The 17,434-nt window shown below is 72.3% G+C and carries 15 protein-coding genes and 1 pseudogene; 6 read left to right on the forward strand and 10 right to left on the reverse strand.

Annotated features, from left to right (window positions below; translation table 11 throughout):
• Window position 1: 1 nt before the first annotated feature.
• Genes ACWIE7_RS12770 through ACWIE7_RS12785 form a run of 4 tightly spaced genes read right to left on the reverse strand, consistent with a single transcriptional unit; the run spans window position 2 to window position 3,894 of the window.
• Window positions 2–703: a type II secretion system F family protein gene (locus tag ACWIE7_RS12770; protein WP_454069406.1), complete on the reverse strand. Its 702-nt coding sequence runs from the start codon at window positions 701–703 to the stop codon at window positions 2–4.
• Window positions 700–1,590, reverse strand: a complete 891-nt coding sequence (locus ACWIE7_RS12775; protein ID WP_454069407.1) for a type II secretion system F family protein — start codon at window positions 1,588–1,590, stop codon at window positions 700–702. Before ACWIE7_RS12775 ends, ACWIE7_RS12770 begins: the two co-directional genes overlap by 4 nt.
• Window positions 1,587–2,771: a TadA family conjugal transfer-associated ATPase gene (locus ACWIE7_RS12780; protein WP_454069408.1), complete on the reverse strand. Its 1,185-nt coding sequence runs from the start codon at window positions 2,769–2,771 to the stop codon at window positions 1,587–1,589. The genes ACWIE7_RS12775 and ACWIE7_RS12780 overlap by 4 nt, the downstream gene beginning before the upstream one ends.
• The gene (locus ACWIE7_RS12785; protein WP_454069409.1) at window positions 2,758–3,894 is read right to left on the reverse strand and encodes a chromosome partitioning protein; all 1,137 of its coding nucleotides are present in this window, start codon (window positions 3,892–3,894) and stop codon (window positions 2,758–2,760) included. The genes ACWIE7_RS12780 and ACWIE7_RS12785 overlap by 14 nt, the downstream gene beginning before the upstream one ends.
• A gap of 352 nt (window positions 3,895–4,246) precedes the next feature.
• On the opposite strand from ACWIE7_RS12785, the gene ACWIE7_RS12790 reads away from it, so the two are divergent.
• On the forward strand, window positions 4,247–5,071 hold the full coding sequence (locus ACWIE7_RS12790) for an HAD family hydrolase (RefSeq protein WP_452100381.1): 825 nt from the start codon (window positions 4,247–4,249) through the stop codon (window positions 5,069–5,071).
• A 407-nt stretch (window positions 5,072–5,478) separates the two neighbouring features.
• Here ACWIE7_RS12790 and ACWIE7_RS12795 read toward each other — a convergent pair whose 3' ends face one another.
• Window positions 5,479–6,237 carry an oxidoreductase gene (locus ACWIE7_RS12795; protein ID WP_454056940.1) on the reverse strand — a complete coding sequence of 253 codons (759 nt, stop codon included), beginning with the start codon at window positions 6,235–6,237 and terminating at the stop codon, window positions 5,479–5,481.
• Between the two features lie 173 nt (window positions 6,238–6,410).
• Here ACWIE7_RS12795 and ACWIE7_RS12800 point away from each other — a divergent pair, with 173 nt between their 5' ends.
• The 4 genes from ACWIE7_RS12800 (at window position 6,411) to ACWIE7_RS12815 (ending at window position 11,062) form a co-directional block, all read left to right on the forward strand.
• Window positions 6,411–7,310, forward strand: coding sequence for a PRC-barrel domain-containing protein (locus ACWIE7_RS12800; RefSeq protein ID WP_454056939.1), 900 nt, complete (start codon window positions 6,411–6,413; stop codon window positions 7,308–7,310).
• A gap of 155 nt (window positions 7,311–7,465) precedes the next feature.
• The gene (gene acs / locus ACWIE7_RS12805) at window positions 7,466–9,436 is read left to right on the forward strand and encodes an acetate--CoA ligase (protein WP_454056938.1); all 1,971 of its coding nucleotides are present in this window, start codon (window positions 7,466–7,468) and stop codon (window positions 9,434–9,436) included.
• Between the two features lie 104 nt (window positions 9,437–9,540).
• Complete coding sequence (locus ACWIE7_RS12810; protein ID WP_454069410.1) at window positions 9,541–10,056, forward strand: phage holin family protein; 516 nt, start codon at window positions 9,541–9,543, stop codon at window positions 10,054–10,056.
• A 196-nt stretch (window positions 10,057–10,252) separates the two neighbouring features.
• Window positions 10,253–11,062, forward strand: a complete 810-nt coding sequence (locus tag ACWIE7_RS12815; RefSeq protein ID WP_454069420.1) for an alpha/beta fold hydrolase — start codon at window positions 10,253–10,255, stop codon at window positions 11,060–11,062.
• A 331-nt stretch (window positions 11,063–11,393) separates the two neighbouring features.
• On the opposite strand, the gene ACWIE7_RS12820 is transcribed toward ACWIE7_RS12815, so the two are convergent.
• From ACWIE7_RS12820 to nth, 4 genes and pseudogenes are all read right to left on the reverse strand, one after another.
• Window positions 11,394–12,590: a MarP family serine protease gene (locus ACWIE7_RS12820; protein ID WP_454056937.1), complete on the reverse strand. Its 1,197-nt coding sequence runs from the start codon at window positions 12,588–12,590 to the stop codon at window positions 11,394–11,396.
• Between the two features lie 308 nt (window positions 12,591–12,898).
• Window positions 12,899–13,558, reverse strand: a pseudogene (locus tag ACWIE7_RS12825) (NUDIX hydrolase); the annotation flags it as partial.
• A 146-nt stretch (window positions 13,559–13,704) separates the two neighbouring features.
• Window positions 13,705–14,394, reverse strand: a complete 690-nt coding sequence (locus ACWIE7_RS12830; protein ID WP_454069411.1) for a TlpA family protein disulfide reductase — start codon at window positions 14,392–14,394, stop codon at window positions 13,705–13,707.
• The gene (gene nth, locus ACWIE7_RS12835; RefSeq protein ID WP_454069421.1) at window positions 14,391–15,086 is read right to left on the reverse strand and encodes an endonuclease III; all 696 of its coding nucleotides are present in this window, start codon (window positions 15,084–15,086) and stop codon (window positions 14,391–14,393) included. Before nth ends, ACWIE7_RS12830 begins: the two co-directional genes overlap by 4 nt.
• 506 nt (window positions 15,087–15,592) lie before the next feature.
• Between nth and ACWIE7_RS12840 the strand changes: the two genes are divergently transcribed.
• Window positions 15,593–16,297 (forward strand): Crp/Fnr family transcriptional regulator, encoded by a 705-nt coding sequence (locus ACWIE7_RS12840; protein WP_295653576.1) that lies wholly within the window; start codon window positions 15,593–15,595, stop codon window positions 16,295–16,297.
• A gap of 276 nt (window positions 16,298–16,573) precedes the next feature.
• Here ACWIE7_RS12840 and ACWIE7_RS12845 read toward each other — a convergent pair whose 3' ends face one another.
• Window positions 16,574–17,434, reverse strand: a complete 861-nt coding sequence (locus ACWIE7_RS12845; protein WP_454069412.1) for an MBL fold metallo-hydrolase — start codon at window positions 17,432–17,434, stop codon at window positions 16,574–16,576.

Here is a 17,434-nt window from a genome sequence, read left to right on the forward strand (position 1 = left end):
GTCATAACCCGATCCCCGGCAATATCCCGTCCGCCAGTCCCACCACGACGGGCAGGACTCCCAGGCAGACGAAGGCGGGCAGGAAGCACAGTCCGAGCGGGCCGGCCACCAGAACGGAGGCGCGCTCGGCCCGGGCCGTGGCGGCGGCGTCGGCCTCGGCTCGCATGCGGACGGCGGTGTGCTCCAGGGCGGCTTTCACCGATCCGCCTCCGTCGGTGGCGCGGACCAGTACGGACTGGAGCGGAGAGAGGTGCTCGACGCCCGGCACGTCGAGCCAGGCCTCCTCCGGAGTGGCGCCGAGCCGCAACCGGGCGCCAGCGGTGCGCAGCGGCGCCGCCACGTTCGGCCGGGTATCGCCGACGGCGTCGGCCACGGCGGCCAGCGCGTCGGGAGCGGGGAGCCCGGCGGTCAGGGCGGCGCGGAGGAGGTCCACGACCTGGGCGAGCACGTCCGGGTCGGGGCCGGCGCGCCCGCGCAGGAACCGGGCGGCCCGCAGCCTCAGCAGGGCGTGCGGCAGGACAGAGCCCGGGTCGTCCCCCGGCGCTTCCTCCCTTCGGCCGGGCCGATCACCGGCTCGGTGATCCACCGAGGGCGCTCCAGGGCGTCCGTCCGGCGGGCGCAGCCTGTCGAGTCTGCCGACGGCTGCCCCGCACCATGGCGCCACGCACACCGCTGTGGCGAGCAGCAGGAGCGCGAGCGTCATCGGGCCGCACCTCCCGCGATCCGGTCGGTCCACAGCAGGCCCGCGGACAGGAACATCGCGCCGGCCAGGCAGAGGGCCCCGCCGAGCAGTCCGTCAACCAGCACGCCGAGTGGGTCGGCGCCGAACCCGGAACCGAGTAATACCCCGAACAGCGGCAGGCAGGTGAGGATGACCGCGGTGGCCCGGGGGCCGGCGAGCGTGGCGTCGACCCTGAGAGCCCTCTCTCGCCGTGATGCGACATCAGCCCGCAGACCGTCCACGACGTCCGCCAGCACGACCCCGTGGCGGGTCGCCAGCAGCCAGGCCCCGGCCAGCTCCGCCGCGATCCGCTCGGCTATCGACCGCTGGTCACGGGCGCCGGGCCCGCGATTCCCTTCTGTCGAACCACCGGCACCGTCGGCTCCCCCGACTCGAAACGCCGCCGACATCTCCCCGCCCAGGTCCGCGTGGGCGGAGGCCGCGGTGAGCACCGCTGCGACCTCCACATCCGCGGAGACAGCGGCCTCTGCTGCCCGGCGCAGCGCGGTCCCCGGTCCGGCTCCCGCCCGCAGCGCGGAGGACGCCTCGTCCAGGGCCCGCTCCCAGCCCGCGAACGCGGCGAGCTCTCCACGTCGCTGCCCGGCCAGCCGCCGGAGGTCGACTCCGGTGGCCGCGAGGATCGCAGCAGCGCACGCGTGGAGCGGTCCTCCGACGAGCATGGCCACGACCGCCGCCGCGGCGGGGACCACCACCGCCACCGGCAGGCGCTCGACGACGCGCCACAACTCCCGCGCGCCCGGCACCGCCACCGAATGCGGATCAGTAGCAAGCCCCCGCAGTCGCATCGTCGCCGCCCCGGCCGGCCAGACGAGCAGCGCCGCCGCCAGCAGGAGCGCGCCGCCGGTCACCGGCCGTGCTCCCCGAGCAGGGCGGCGAGCACCTCGCGGCCGGGGACGTCGCCGCCGTCGGCGCGCCAGGCCGGGTCCACCACGATTCCGTGCGACTCGCGACGCACCACCCCGATCGAGTCGACACCCCGCCGCCCGTCGGGCCGCCGCCGCATCCCCACCACGACCCGCAACGACGCCGCGACCTGCGCGGACAACGCCGCGCGGTCCAGCCCGCCGAGCGCCCCCAGCGCCTCGAGCCGCGCCGGCAGCTCAGTGGGCGAGTTGGCGTGGACGGTGCCCGCACTGCCGTCGTGCCCGGTGTTGAGCGCGGCCAGCAGGTCCGCTACCTCGCCGCCGCGCACCTCCCCCACCGCGATCCGGTCGGGGCGCATCCGCAGCGCCTGCCGGACCAGGTCCGACATCGCCACCTCGCCCGCGCCCTCGACATTGCCGTGCCGGACGACCAGCCTCACCACATGTGGGTGCGCGGGCCGCAGCTCCGGGGAGTCCTCCACGCACAGCAGACGCTCGCCCGCCGGGACCAGCCCGAGCAGGGCGGCCAGCATCGTCGTCTTCCCCGAGCCGGTGCCGCCCACCACCAGGTAACCGACGCGCGCGGCGACGAGCCCTCGCAGCAGCGCGTCCGCCTCGGCGGGCACGGTCCCGGACGACACGAGCCGGTCGAACGTCGCCTCCGCCGGTCGCGACACCCGTAAAGAAAGACAGGTGCCGTCGACGGCCACCGGCGGCAGCACCGCGTGTAGACGCCACGCGATCCCGTCCCGCGAGCGCACCACCCCGTCGGCCCAGGGCCGGGCGTCGTCGAGCCGCTGCCCCGCCCGCCCGGCCAACCGCACCGCGAGCGCCCGCAGCTCCGCCTCCGTCGGGACCACCACGTCGGTCTCCTCGAGCCCCCGTCCGCGGTCCACCAGCGCGGGGCCGGGCCCGTCGACCACCACGTCCGTGACGCCCGGCTGCGCCAGCAGCGCCTCGAGCGGTCCCGCACCGGCGAGGTGTTCGCGCACGAGCCGCGCGGTCCGCAGCAGGTCGAGGTGCCCGTGCAACACCCCGGATTCGGCGCGGACGGCACGCACCACCTCGTCCGGCTCAGGCTCCACCCCCAGCCCGGCCAGCCGCGCCCGCACCCGGTCCACGAGATCGACCGGCACCCCCGCGGCCTCGACGTCATCGGTGCGCATCCGGGCCCACCTCGTCGAGTAGCGCGTCCGCGAGCGTCCCGAGTCGCCGTACCCCGCCGGCCCGGCCCCGGTCCAGCGCGGCGATCAGCCCGCCCGACCCCGCCGCCCGTCTAACCCCGCGGATCTCCGGCAGCACATGCCACCGCGCCGCGCCCGCGTAGCCCGCCACGTCCGCCGCGTGAAGCGGGTCGCCGCGGCCGGTGCGCACGACCACGACAGCGTCGGACGCCCTGCGCACCGCCCTGCCGGCCGCCACCGCGCCCGGGAGATCGGCCCTGGTGACGACGACGACATCGTCACCAACCCCCACAGGCGTGCCATCGCTCAGCACGCCCGCATCGCTCACGACCAGCCCACCGGCATCCCGATGGGAGCGCATAGCCCCGGCTCCGCCATCGGGGGCAAGAGCCGTGACGGCCATCGCGTCGGCCGGGCGGGATCGCGCGAGCAAGCCGAGCCCGGGTCGCGCTTTGGGGACGGCGGCCCACAGGGCTTCCGGGTCGGGGCCGCCGAGGTCCGCCCGCACGTCCTGCAGGCGCAGGCCTGGCTCGTCCTCGACGCCCAGCAGCAGGTCGAGCCCGGTGCCGCACGGGTCCGTCTCGACCAGCAGCGTGCGCCGCCTCGGCGATGCCCGGATCGCGAGCGCTGCCGCCACGGTGCTGGTCCCACAGCCTCCGACCGCGCCGAGTACGACCAACCGACTCCCAGCCCGGCCCGTTACCGGCGTCATGAGGAGCGCGACCAGATCGCCGGTCCCGGACGGGAGCCGGATCACCTCGTGGCCGGTCTCGTCGTCGTCGACCCCGGCTCGGTCCGGTGCGACCCGCACGCGGCGCACCCCACCCTCCCCCGGCCCGGCCGGGTCGGCTCCGGCGGCCCGGTCGCCGCCTCCGCCACGATCGGTCACCACCAGATCCACGGACGGGTCCTCGCCGGGTGCGGCGTCCACGGCGAGAGCCGCCAAGATCGCCCGGACGTCGGCGTCCAGGTCCGGGTCGTCCACGGCCACCCCGACCCGGCGGGCCCTCGCAGCACCGGCGTCCTGAGGGTGCCCGCCGTCGGCGTTCCATCCGGGACGGCCGACGTCGGCGGCGCGGCGGGTGGTACTCGCAGTCGTGTTCACGGGGCTCAGCGTGTCCCACGACCACGGCCGTGGACCCCGCCCGACCGGCCATTTCGCCGCCGCCTGTGGAGGGGGACGTGCCTGTGGAATGCCGCGGGCAGGCGGCCCGGGCCGACGCCCACATCGGCGCTGGCGGCCCCGCACGGACCAGCCGTGGCCGACAGGGTCAACGGGGGCCGATGGGGACTGATGGCCGAAATGCGAGAAACCGCGACAGGGGGATGTCGCGGTTTCTCAAAGTCTCAGTTCTCGGGGGGAGGGAACTGAGCACCTTGGGGGGATGCCCATGTTTCATGGGCGTGACCATTATCACTTACAGCCGAACGGGGCGCAAGGTCAGTATGGTTGGACCGTGTCCGCCCCCCGCCGTCCCGGCCCCAGGCCACCGCATCGTCGCCGCAGGGTCGCCGCCTTCTTCGACCTCGACAAGACGATCATCGCCACGTCGTCGGTGTTCGCCTTCAACAAGTCGTTTCTCGACGAGGGGATGCTGTCGCGGCGGTCCGTGATCGACCTGGCGTACACGCAGCTGGCGTTCAGCCTGTCGGATGCGGACGACGAACAGATGAAGAAGGTGCGCCAGGCGATGGCTACCGCCACCAAGGGCTGGGAACCGGCGACCGTCGAGCGGATCGTCACCGAAGGGCTCACCGACACCGTCTCGCCGACCGTCTACGCCGAGGCCCAGGAATTGCTCGCCGAGCACCGCGCGCTGGGGCATGACCTGGTGATCGTGTCGGCCTCCGGCGAGGAACTCATCGCCCCGATCGCCCGGATGCTCGGCGCGGACCACTACGCCGGCACCCGGATGTCCCGCGATGAGAACGGCCGGTACGGCGGCGAGATCGAGTTCTACTGCCAGGGGCCGGGCAAGGCGGTGGCGATCCGCGCCTTCGCCGAGCGCTACGGGTACGACCTCGACGCCTGCTACGCCTACTCGGACTCCTCCACCGACCTGCCGATGCTGGAGGAGGTCGGCCACCCGACGGCGATCAATCCCGACCGCGTGCTGCGGCGCGAGGCGCTGGAGCGCGGCTGGCCGATCCTGACGTTCTCCAACCCCACCCCGCTGCTGCCCACCCTTGAGCGCGCGACCGGCCCGATCATCGGCGCCGGAGCGATCGCGGTGGCGGTGGGAGCGGCGGCGGTGGCCTTCGCCCGCGCCACCCGGAACTGACCCGACGCCCGCATTTCGCCAAAGCACCAAACCGCCATCGTCCGCCGCCGAACCGCCTCGTGGCGATGGCCGGAACGGCCTACGAGCCCGCCGGATTGTTGTGGGTTCCTACCATCGCTACGGGCCCGGCCGGACCGGCATGCTCAAGGCACGGTGGTGAGAACGCCAGGACCGCGACGGAAGAGAAGTCACGGCCCCCCGCTCGATCTACCGTCATCGATATTCCGGAACCCACGCGACGGATGACGCCCGAGAGGCAACCCCGGCCGTGGGTCCGCGCCAGTCGTCACCGACGGTTGTCCCGGACCGGCCACACGGCGGACCACAGGACGCTTGGTACCCGGATCTCTCGATGGAACCGCAGTGAGTTGGCGGGCTGGCCTCCGGGCCGGCCCGCCATTCGCGTGTCAGGCGCCTGCGGCGTCGGCGATCGAGGTGGCCTCGCGGGCCCCGTTCTCCAGGGCACTACAACAGTGGAGGATCCAGTTCGCGACGCCGTCCTCGGTGCCGCCGACGAATCCCTCCAGCGCCTGGCGGTGGGCCTGCGGGTCCCGGTAGAAGGTCACCTCGGGAACGCCGAGGCAGTGCGGGTCCAGGCCCGTCGACACCACGACCAGCCGGAATGCGGCGCGGGCCACGATCCCGTCGGCGGACCCGAACGGCCGCAGCCCCGACAGCTCACCGAACACGACGGCGGCCAGGACCGGGGCGGGCACGCGGGTCCCTCCGGTGACGAGCTCGGCCAGCCCCTGCAGCCGCTCGGCGACCCCGGCGTCCGAACGCGGGCGTCCGAGGCTCTCGGGGACCACCCCGGTCCCGGACGCGGCGAGAAGATGGAGGTGCGCGAGCTCCTGCAGCGGTGACCGCGTCCACACCCCCACCGCCCGGTCCAGAGACTCCCCGGTGAGCTCGCCGGCGACGCGCAGGGCGCCGGCCAGCACCTCGTCAGTTTCGGAGTCGGCATCCAACCGCACGGAGGCTCCCTCGACGCCCGCCGAGGCGCGGGCCCCGCGCAGCACGGACTCGGCGGCGGTGGTGGGCCACCCGCGTCGGTTCGCGGGGTGGCGGTGCACCGTGGCCAGTGCCGAGCGGGCGGCGTCTGCGGCCTCGGCCACGCCGGGCAACGCCACCAGCGGGGCGAGCGGATCGTCGGCAGAGGTGTTCACGGCATCGAGGTTACCGACCCGCCACCACCCGCGACATGGGGGTATCGCGCAGGCCAATCGCACGACACAGCCGATTATCAGCTGCCTCAACCGCTGTCGAGCTGGTGTAATCACGGCTACGACGCCGGCCCCGCCGGGACCCCGGCGCCCATCCCCCGACCCACGGAGGCCCCGTGAACCTCAAGGAACAGCTCGACGCCCTGCTCGACGCGACCGCCTTCGATTCCACCGGGACCAAGGTAGGCGCAGTGCGCCAGGTCTATGTGGACGATGCCAGCGGGAAGATCACCTTCGCGACCGTCTCCACCGGCATCTTCTCCGCCGACGCGATCGTACCGCTCCACGGCGCCCGCCTCCTCGACGACGAACTGCACCTCGATCACACCCGCAGCGTCATCCGGGATTCACCGCGCCCTGACAACACGGAGGACGCTCTCACCCCCGAGCAGGAGCTCAAGCTCCTCGAGTACTACGGCATCGAGGCGCCGCGCGGGGGCCGTCGCGAGTCCGAGCCGAAGCCCGGCGGCAAGCCCGGAGTCAAGGCCGGTGCCGACGCTGGAGGCAGGACCGACGCCAAGACCGATGCCACTGTCGACGCCAACAGCGCGGCCAAGGCCGAAGCCGGGGCCGACGCTGGCAAGACCGACGCCAAGGTCAGCGCGGCCAAGGCCGAAGCCGGGGCCGGCGCGGGCAAGGCCGACGTCCCCGAGCCGAAGTCCGGCGCCGAGAAGCCGAAGCCGGAGTCGAAGTCGCCCGCGAGCGCGGCCGCCGCCCCCAGGCCCGCCGGCAAGACGACGACCCCCGGGCCCGCCGGCCGTCGCAACGGTGTCTCCGAGCGTGGTGACGCCAGCAACGCCGCCGCCCGGCCCGACGCGAAGACCGCCGAGAAAGACGGGCCCGCCACCGCGCGAGAAGAGAAGGGGACGACGACAACGCCGCCGGCCTCCCCCTCCCCCGTGAAGACCCCCGGTTCCCCGGACCGCGCGACGGGCCCCCGCCCCGGATCCGCAGCCTCCGATTCCGCGCCTACCTCGCAGAACAGCGAGAAGGACGGCTCCGCAGAGCGCGACTGAACGCAGGGGGCGGGGCTCCCCCTTCCCTTCCCCCCGTCGGGTGGGTTACCGAACGTGCTGGCGTAGATGTGACTACGCTCACAGCCATCGGTCCGGTCGTTACCGCCGTGTCGACTCCGGCCGCCGTGAAATCCGTCCCCGAGAGAGAGCCTCTGATGACCGATCACGACCCCAATGAGACCTTCGCGCCTGATCCCGCGTTCGCTGCGCAGGCCAACGTCGGCGCCGACGAGTACGAGCGCGCGTCCGCCGATCGTCTGGCATTCTGGGACGAGCAGGCGCGTCGACTGGACTGGGCTTCCGAGTGGAACGAGGTCCTTGACTGGACCGACGCCCCGGTGGCCAAGTGGTTCGTCGACGGCACCCTGAACGCCTCCTACAACTGTGTGGACCGCCACGTGGAGGCCGGCAACGGCGACCGCGTCGCCATCCACTGGGTGGGCGAGCCCACCGAGGACTCCCGAGACATCACCTACGCCGAACTCAAGGACGAGGTGAGCCGCGCCTCCAACTACCTCAGCTCTCTCGGTCTGGTGGCCGGCGACCGCGTCGCGATCTACATGCCGCTACTGCCGGAGACCTACGTGGCGATGCTCGCCTGCGCTCGTCTCGGCCTGACCCACTCAGTGGTGTTCGCTGGATTCTCGTCCGCGGCTCTGCGCTCGCGTGTCGACGACGCGTCGGCGAAGGTGGTCATCACCGCGGACGGGCAGTTCCGCCGAGGCAAGCCCGCCCCGCTGAAGGCGGGCGTGGACGAGGCCCTGGGCGACTCACTGCCCAGCGTCGACGGCCCGGCCGAGTCCGTGCAGAAGGTTCTCGTGGTCCGCCGCACCGGCATCGACGTGGACTGGCAGGACGAGCGGGACGTGTGGTGGGACGAGGTCGTCCCCGGCCAGTCCACAGAGCACACGCCGGAGGCCTTCGACTCCGAGCACCCGCTGTTCCTGCTGTACACCTCCGGCACCACCGGCAAGCCCAAGGGCATCGTGCACACCACGGGCGGCTACCTCACCCAGGCCTCGTACACCCATGACGTGGTGTTCGACCACAAGCCGGGCAAGGACGTCTACTGGTGCACCGCCGACGTCGGCTGGGTCACCGGCCACACCTACGGCGTCTACGGCCCGCTCTCCAACGGCGCGACCTGCATCGTCTACGAGGGCACGCCCAACTCCCCGAACGAGCACCGGCACTTCGAGATCATCGAGAAGTACGGCGTGACTATCTACTACTCGGCACCGACCCTCATCCGGACGTTCATGAAGTGGGGTCGAGAGATCCCCCAGTCGCACGACCTGAGCTCGATCCGCCTCCTCGGCTCGGTGGGCGAGCCCATCAACCCGGAGGCGTGGCGTTGGTACCGCGAGCACATCGGCGGCAACGCCGTCCCGATCGTGGACACCTGGTGGCAGACCGAGACCGGCGCCATCATGATCTCCCCGCTGCCGGGCGTCACCGAGACCAAGCCGGGCTCCGCTATGCGGGCACTGCCCGGGATCGACGTCTCCGTCGTCAACGGTGACGCCCAGGAGGTGCCGGCCGAGGAGCAGGGGTTCCTCGTGATCACCGAGCCGTGGCCGGCCATGCTGCGCGGCATCTGGGGCGACATGGAGCGGTACCGCGACACCTACTGGTCCCGCTTCGCCGAGGAGGGTTACTACTTCGCCGGTGACGGCGCCAAGTGGGATGCCGACGGCGCGCTGTGGGTCCTGGGTCGTGTCGACGACGTCATGAACATCTCCGGCCACCGGATCTCGACCTCCGAGGTCGAGTCGGCTCTCGTCGGCCACGACTCCGTCGCCGAGGCCGCTGTCGTCGGCGCCGACGACGAGACCACCGGCCAGGCGATCGTCGCGTACGTGATCCTGCGCGAGAGCGCCGTGGACAACCACGACCAGCACCGCGCACTGATCGACGAGCTGCGCGCCCGGGTCTCCACCGAGATCTCCCCGATCGCCAAGCCCCGGGACATCACGATCGTGCCCGAGCTGCCCAAGACCCGGTCGGGCAAGATCATGCGTCGTCTGCTCAAGGACATGGCCGAGGGACGCGACGGCGGCGACACGTCCACTCTCTCTGATCCCACGATCATGGAGCAGATCCGGACGAAGGGCACGCGCGGCTGACGGGTAGCGCGTGAAGGCAGCCACATGTCGTGGCACGATGGACGGCGGTACACCGGCCGACTGAGAAGACGGTGTATCCGTCGCCGGACAATGGAGGAACAACCGTGAGCCACGCCCAGGGAACCCACAAGCCGACCGAGGCCTCGATCCCCCTGCACGACGCCGACTCGATCGGCCGTGGCGACGCCAGCATCGGCACCTTGGTCAAGAACGCTTCGACGCACGTGTCCACGCTGATGCGCGCCGAGATCGAGCTCGCCAAGACGGAGGTCACCGAGCAGGTCAAGAAGGCCGCGACCGGCTCCGGCTTCTTCGTGGCCGCGCTGGTGCTTCTGCTCACCTCGTTCTTCCCGTTCGTGTTCATGTGGGCCAAGCTCATCTCGATGTGGTTCGGCACCAAGACCTGGGACTGGATGGGCTTCCTCATCGTGTTCGTGGTCCTGCTGCTCCTGGCCGGCCTCTTCGCGTTCCTCGGCTACCTCAAGATCAAGAAGATCCGTAAGCCGCAGCGCACGATCGACTCGGTCAACGACCTCAAGCTGGCGATGCCCACCGGCGGCGACCCCAAGCCCGGCACCGTGCGGGTCACCGAGACGCCCGAGCCGTCCGGGCGTCGCTGAACTCAGTAGTAGCTGACACGCTGAATCCGGCACGACTCTGAAACCCCCCGCGCACAGGCCGCCCGACCCGTCGATCGTCAGGATCGACGGGTCGTGGCGGCATCGTGATGTCTCGGCCAACGGCATCCGCCTGCACCTCGCCGAGGCGTTCCCGGAGAACACCCCGCCGGGCGAGCTCCCGCCCCTGGCACTACTGATCCACGGGCTCAGCGGTATCTGGTGGACCATGCGTTCGCCCCTGCTCGCCCTGGCCGAGGCCGGTTTTCACGCCGTCGCCGTAGATCTCCGGGGCCACGGCGACTCCGACAAACCGCCCCGCGGCTACGACGCCTGGACCCTGGCGTCCGACATCACGAACCTCGTGCGTGCGCTCGGCCATTCCTCCGCAGTCATCGTCGGCCAGGGCGAGGGTGGATTCGTGGCGTGGACCGCCGCCTATCGACGGCCACGCGCGGTGAGGGGCCTCGTCGTCGTCGGATCTCCCCACCCACTGGCCATGCGCACCGCGGCGCTACGCGATCACGGGCAACGGCGCGCACTCGTGCCCCGCCTGCTGTCCGACCAGGCGCCGCGGTTGCCCGAGCGGCGGCTGACGCGTGACGGGGCGGCCGCCGTCGAGGAGATGCTGCGCAGCCGCTCGGGGCCCGACTGGCCCGAGACCGAGGACTTCCGCGAGTCCGCGGACCTGCTGCGGCGCGCGATGCTCATCCCCAAGGTGGCCCACCTGTCGCTGGAGAGCCGGCGCTGGATGGTGCGAAGCCAGTTCCGTCCCGACGGCCGCGATTTCCGCCACACCGTCGCGGGCGTGCTCGACCAGCCGGTGTTGGGGATCAGCGGCGCGGAGGACAGGTTCGTCCTGCCGGAGACCGTCCGCGCGTCGGGGCCGTGGGCCCGCGATTTCCGGTCCGCCGAGGTGCCCGGCGCCGGCCACTACCCGGCGATGGAGGCCCCCGCGGAGACGTCGCGCCTGATCGTGGACTTCGCCCGCAGCGTCACCGACCCCTGACCGTCCGGCCGGCCGGCTCCACGGGCGCCCGCACCAACCCACAGCCGCCCAATCCACGACCGTCCAACCCACAACCGCCCGATCCCCGCAGTTGCAAGACATCCCTTCGCGATTGCCTGACAGAACGTGCGAAAAACCCCCGTCGAACCGCACCAGAAGTCTTGCAACCGCGAAGGGATGTCGTGCAACTGCCGCTTAGCGCCACTGGGTGCTGGGTGCAACTGGATGTTGGACGTCACCGGCGGCTGCGCACCACAGGGCACCACTGGGTGCCATCGGGGGCCTGGCGTGCGCGCCGGGCCAACTGTCAGGCCAACCGCCACGCCAACCGTCAGGCCGCGCCCACGCAGGAGCCGGTCGGCACGGGACCCGGGGCCTCCAGCGCCTCCATGAGCTGCGGCAACACCTGCTCGACGGTGAGCGCGTAGCCGGTGTCGTCGGCATCCATCGCCGCGCCGAACACCACGCCCGCGACCTCGCCCTCCGGCGTGACCAGCGGGCCGCCGGAGTTGCCCTCGCGCACGGTGCCCCGCAGGATGTACACCTCGCGCTCGACGGTCTGCTGGCGGTAGATGTCCGGCCCGCGCAGGGTCACGCGCTCGCGGATACGCGCGGCGTCGGGGCGGTACGGACCGTTTCCGGGATAGCCCAGCACGATCGCGTTGTCCCCGGTCCGGGCGCGCTCCGCGGCGAACGGCAGCACCGGCGCCGACAGCTCGGGAACCCTCAGCACGGCCACGTCCACGCCGGGGTCGAAGACCACGACCTCGGCGGGCAGGTCGCGCCCATCAGACTGCACGGTCACCCGGTCCGTGCCCGCCACGACGTGCGCGTTGGTCATGACCAGGCCCGGCGCCGCCACGAAGCCCGAGCCCTCCAGCGCGCGGCTGCACGATTCGGCGCGCCCGAGGATCTTCAGCACCGACGGCTCGACCCGGTTGACGACCTCGGAGGACGAGAGCACCGGGTCCGGCGGCTCCACCTCCTGCAACGGGGTCGTCCCGAACGGCCCGAGGATGTCCGGCAGGCCGGTGGTGCCGAGAACCGAGGTGAACTCCGCCGGGATCCGCTGCAACTGCTCGGGCGCGATGTCGTCGACCTTCGCCAGCACCGACGACCCTCGGACGGCCTTGCCCAGCGAGGTGCCCTCCTGCGCGGCGACGGGCACGGCGACGAGCCACGCCACCAGCAGCATCGCGGCGGCCTGGAACACCGCGCCCACCGTCGAGTCGATGAGTCTGGCCCCGGTGCCCGAGAGGTATCTCCTGGCCGCGCGCCCGATGGTGACGCCGGCGATCTGGCCGATGATCACCATCGCCGCGATGACCGCCAGCCCGGCCGACAGCCTGCCGAGTGGCGAGTCGATCTCACGGACGAGATGGGGCGCGACCAGCAGTCCGGACGTGGCGCCGATGCCCACGCCCAGCAGCGCGAAACCCGAGGCCGCGGCGCCGTTGATCCAGCCCGAGATGGCCGCCGCCGCGGCGAGCGCGAACAGGGCCAGATCGAGCCACTGGGACCCCGTCACCGGTACCCCCGGCGCGGGTTGTCGGCGGGCAGGTCCAGCGGCTCCTCGCCGGGGGGAGCCCCCGCGGCGGAGCCGCCGGGGCCGGGGGCCTCGGAGTCAGAGGTGCCGGGGGCGGAGCCGTCGGTACAAGAGGGATCGGCGTCAGCAGCCGCACCGGTGTCCGTGGCGCCGGCGACCGCGTCGTCGTCGTCATGCCCCGAGCGCACGCCGGGCACTCCGGCGACGGTGCGGTCGGCCAACGGATCGGCGTGCTCGCGGCGGGCCTCCTCGGCCGACATGCGGTGCCGCTCCCCGTTTCCGGACGCCTCGAGGGTCTTCTCGAGGTCGCGGATGTCGCTGGTGTCCCAGTCCAGATCCCAGCCGGCCGAGTGGAACATGGCGGCGAGGATGCCGGCGGTGAAGCCCCACACCACCAGGTCGTCGTGTCCGAACGCCGGGCCGGTCCAGCCGGTGGTGTGCCGCAGGAGGAACCGGTTGGCGGGGTCGAGCAGCTCGTCGACGGGGACGGTCATCACCCGCGACGTCTCGCCCGGGTCCACCACGTCGACCTCCATCGGGTGCCGCCAGTAGCCGATCACGGGCGCGACCGAGTAGTTGGAGACCGGGATGTAGAGCTCGGGCAGCACCGCGAGCACGTCCACGCCGTCCGGGTCGAGGCCGGTCTCCTCCCACGACTCGCGCAGGGCCGCCTCGACGGGTCCGCTGTCGGTGTCGTCGACGCCCCCTCCGGGGAACGACACCTGCCCGGAGTGACTACGCAGGGTCGGTGCGCGGTGCGTGAGCAGGACGCGGGCGTCGCGCGGCGGGCGGGGGCCGGTCGCGTCCGGCGAGCCGGAGAACAGCACGAGCACGGCGGCGTCGCGGTGCGGACGGCCGACCTCGCCTGCGCCGCGGTCCTCGGGCGGGCGCCGCCTGGGCAGCAGCCCGTCGAAGCTGCCGTCGGTGCACGCCGCCAGCAGCGGGTCCATCCAGCCGGGGTGCGGCACGCCGGTGATGTCCCCGGGCCGGGGCACGGGGCCGTCGGTGGTGCGGGGCGTCCACACGGCGGGCGCGTCGGCACGGGGCGTGGAGCCGATGTTCTCGGCGGGCGCGGACCCGCCCCGGGGATCGGCGGTCACACCGTCACCCCGAGGTGCTCGGAGACCGCGTCCAGCACGTCCTGCTCGCTGTACATCGGCTGGATGAGCACGTGCGCCACGGTGCCGTCGGCGCGCACGAAGACGGTCAGCGGAAGCACGGGCGGCGCACCGAGGATCCCGGGCAGCTCCTCCTCCTGGTCGGAGACGGAGATCATCTGATCGATCCCGAGCGCGCCCAGCGTGTCGAAGCCCTTGGTCTCGGACGGGTCGGTGTGGGAGACGACCACCCGCACCCGGTCGCCGAGCGTGTCGGCCGCCTCCTGGATGGCGGGCAGCTCGCGGCGGCACGGCTCGCACCAGTAGGCCCACATGTTGATCACCATCGGCGTGCCGGCCTGGATCTTGCCCAGCGTGGTGGTGGAGCCGTCGTCCATGCAGCGCACCATGAGGCCCGCGACGGGGCCCTCCGTGGTGGCCGCGGCGGCGCTGTCGCGGCACTCGGGGAGGTCGACGGCGGCGCGGGTCTCGGGGTCCACGACCGTGACGGGCTCATCCGGCGAGGGGCCGCCGACGGGCGGCGCGGCCTGGGGAGACAGGGCGGGGGTGTCGTTCCCGGCCTGGGCGGTGGTGTCGTCCTCGGAGCCACCCAGGGTGGTGAGAAGGGCGACGACGACGCCGACCAGCACCACGAACGCGACGATCGTCCACCGAATCGAGGCGGTCATACCTGATCTCCCAGTCCGACCAACTCCAGAAGGTGGTCTCGTTCGGGCCCGGCCACGAGGCGGGCTGCGGCCACCGGATCGAGCGGGCCGGCCTCGCCCGCGGACGGGCAGTCGTCGGCCAGGACGCACGCCCCGCACGCGGCGGTACGGGCGTGGCACACGCGGCGGCCGTGGAAGATGATCCGGTGACTGGCATCAGTCCAGGTCGGGCGTGGCAGCAGCGCGGCCACCTCACGCTCGATGCGCACCGGGTCGGTCGCCTCCGTCCACTTCCACCGGGCCACCAGTCGCATGAAGTGGGTGTCGACGGTGATGCCCGGGACGCCGAAGGCGTTGCCGAGGACCACGTTGGCGGTCTTCCGGCCGAAACCCGGGAGGGTGACCAGGTCCTCGAGCCGCTGCGGCACCTCGCCGTCGTACTTCTCCACCAGGGCCGCGCCGAGGCCCTGGATGCTCCGCGCCTTGTTCCGGTAGAAGCCCGTGGGGCGGATGAGTGACTCGAGCTCCTCCCGGTCCGAGCCCGCGTAGTCGGCGGCGGTCCGGTAGCGCTTGAACAGCGCCGGGGTGACCTCGTTGACCCTCTTGTCAGTGCACTGGGCCGACAGGATGGTGGCCACGCTCAGCTCGAGCGGGTCCGTGAAATCGAGCTCGCAGTACACGTGCGGGAACGCGGTCTCGAGTGTGCGGAGCATGCGTCTGGCGCGGCGGGTGCGCCCGAGGTCGGTTTCCACCCCCCTCGCGGCAACCCCTCGCCTGCGACGCTTCGGGGAAGCGGGAGCGGGGTCGGGCATGAGTCCACATTACGGCTAGTCAGGTCCCCGGCGAGCAGCCGCTCCGACGAGTTCGGCCACCGAGCCGCGCGCGCCGCTGTGATGAGACCTCCCCGTCAGGCCGGACGGCCGAGGTGCTGATGATTCGGCGCACCCGGGCAGCGGAGGTGGGGCCGGGGGTGGATAATCAGACCCATGCAGGGAATCCTCGTCGTTCTGGTTCCGGTCCTCCTGGCCGGCTTCGCGCTCCTCATGGACAGGTTCGAGTCAGCGATCCTCGCCGAACCCGAACAGATCGAGGCCTGACTGCCGCAGTTCGACCGCGCGTTGGTCACACCAGCGGGGCATGAACGACTACAGTGGCTTTCGCCACACGCACGCCATGGCGCGGATCAGCATGTCCGCGCCCGAACGGAGGGTCACAGACTGTGACGATTGATCGCCGCACGGACCAGTCTGCCGACGACGTCCTCACCCGGGCAGGTATTTTCCAAGGTGTCGAACCCGCAGCGGTGTCCGCCCTACGTGACGACCTGACGCGCGAGGAATACTCGAAGGGTGACGTGATCATCCGCGAGGGCGAGCAGGGCGACAGCCTGTACATCGTCACCTCCGGCAAGGTGAAACTCTCCCGCAAGGCGCCGGACGGCCGCGAGAACCTGCTGTCCATCCTGGGCCCGTCCGACATGTTCGGCGAGCTCTCCATCTTCGACCCGGGCCCGCGCACCTCGTCGGCCGTGTGTGTCACCGACGTGACCGTGCAGGCCATGGACCGGTCCGCGCTCAAGCGCTGGATCGCCGAGCGGCCCGAGATCTCCGACCAGCTGCTGCGGGTGCTCGCACGTCGTCTGCGCCGCACGAACAACAACCTGGCGGACCTGATCTTCACCGACGTCCCCGGCCGCGTGGCCAAGGCGCTGCTGCAGCTCGCCCAGCGGTTCGGCACGCAGGAGGGCGGCAACATCCGCGTGACGCACGACCTCACGCAGGAGGAGATCGCCCAGCTGGTCGGCGCCTCGCGCGAGACCGTGAACAAGGCCCTGGCCGAGTTCGCACACCGCGGCTGGCTGCGGCTCGAGGGCAAGAGCGTCATCATCTCGGACACCGAGCGTCTGGCCCGCCGCGCCCGCTGACCCGCACCCCGCCCGCCGGGGCCTTGGCCGCCGCAGCCCACGGGCCCCGGCCTCCGCGCCGCCACCAACCCGTCGACCCGTCGAGAAGAGGGTTCCGCACACATCGCCCGAGAGGCAGGTGCGCGGAACCCTCTTCTCGTTGAGTCGGACGGCCACTCGCGCACTTCAGTCGCGCTCTCGACTACTCGCCGTCGAAGGGGCGCAGATCTCGCTCGCGCCGCGCCGCGTCCAGGGAAACGTGAAGCGGTGCGGCCACTCGGCGGGGTGGCGCGGGGGTCAGGCGCCGGCGTCGGAGTCGAGGCGGTCGAGGTAGCGCAGCGCCACCTTGGTCGACTGCTCGGCCACCTTGAGCAGGAAGGGCGTCACGTCGCGGTAGATGTGCTGCGTGATCGCGGTGGCGTCGGCATCGCGGCCCAGCTCGGCGCGGGCGGCGATGATCTGCTCGAGCCGATCCCGCCTGTGCTGCCCGAGCACCTGGGCGGCGCGGCCGGTGTCCTCGACGTCCGGTCCGTGCCCGGGGATTCCGGCCACCCCGGCGGCCCGCCCGGCCAGCAGGTCCATGCTGCCCAGGTAGTCGCCGAGGTCGCCGTCGGTCGAGTCGAGCACCGTCGAATCCCGGCCCAGGATCGTGTCGCCGAGGACCACGCAGTCGGCCGGCGCGGTGAACCCGGTACCTGCGGCCCGGACTTCGAGACTCACCGAGTCCGCGGTGTGGCCCGGGGTCGCCAGCACGATGATGTCCAGGCCGGCAGCGTGAATCACCTCGTCGTCGTCCCCACCACCCGGCACCAACGGTGCCGCATCGCGGCAGAAGCGCTCCTGCACGGCCCGCACGGGGGCGTCGGTGAACGCGCGAAGGTGGTCGATGCCGTCGGTGTGGTCGCCGTGGCGATGGGTGACGACGACGAGCTCGATCTCCCCCACGATCGCCGCGATCCGCTCGGCGTGCGCGCGGTCGTCGGGCCCCGGGTCCACCACCACACAGGTCGGCGACCCGGGCGCCCGCAGGACGACCGTGTTGGTCCCCTCGAACGTCATCTCGGAGGGGTTGTCGCAGAGGATGACCCCGGACAGCTCCGTGACGGGGCGCAGCGTCTCGTACGCCGGAAAACTGATGGGGGCCAGTCCTGCAGACAT

The sequence above is a fragment of the Dietzia sp. NPDC055343 genome, from assembly GCF_053645265.1.

Coding starts and splice junctions, on each gene's coding strand:
- acs (WP_454056938.1), top strand. CDS start 7,466: ATGACCGATCACGACCCCAATGAGACCTTCGCGCCTGATCCCGCGTTC.
- ACWIE7_RS12780 (WP_454069408.1), bottom strand. CDS start 2,771: ATGCGCACCGATGACGTCGAGGCCGCGGGGGTGCCGGTCGATCTCGTG.
- ACWIE7_RS12845 (WP_454069412.1), bottom strand. CDS start 17,434: ATGTCTGCAGGACTGGCCCCCATCAGTTTTCCGGCGTACGAGACGCTG.
- ACWIE7_RS12770 (WP_454069406.1), bottom strand. CDS start 703: ATGACGCTCGCGCTCCTGCTGCTCGCCACAGCGGTGTGCGTGGCGCCA.
- ACWIE7_RS12830 (WP_454069411.1), bottom strand. CDS start 14,394: ATGACCGCCTCGATTCGGTGGACGATCGTCGCGTTCGTGGTGCTGGTC.
- nth (WP_454069421.1), bottom strand. CDS start 15,086: ATGCTCCGCACACTCGAGACCGCGTTCCCGCACGTGTACTGCGAGCTC.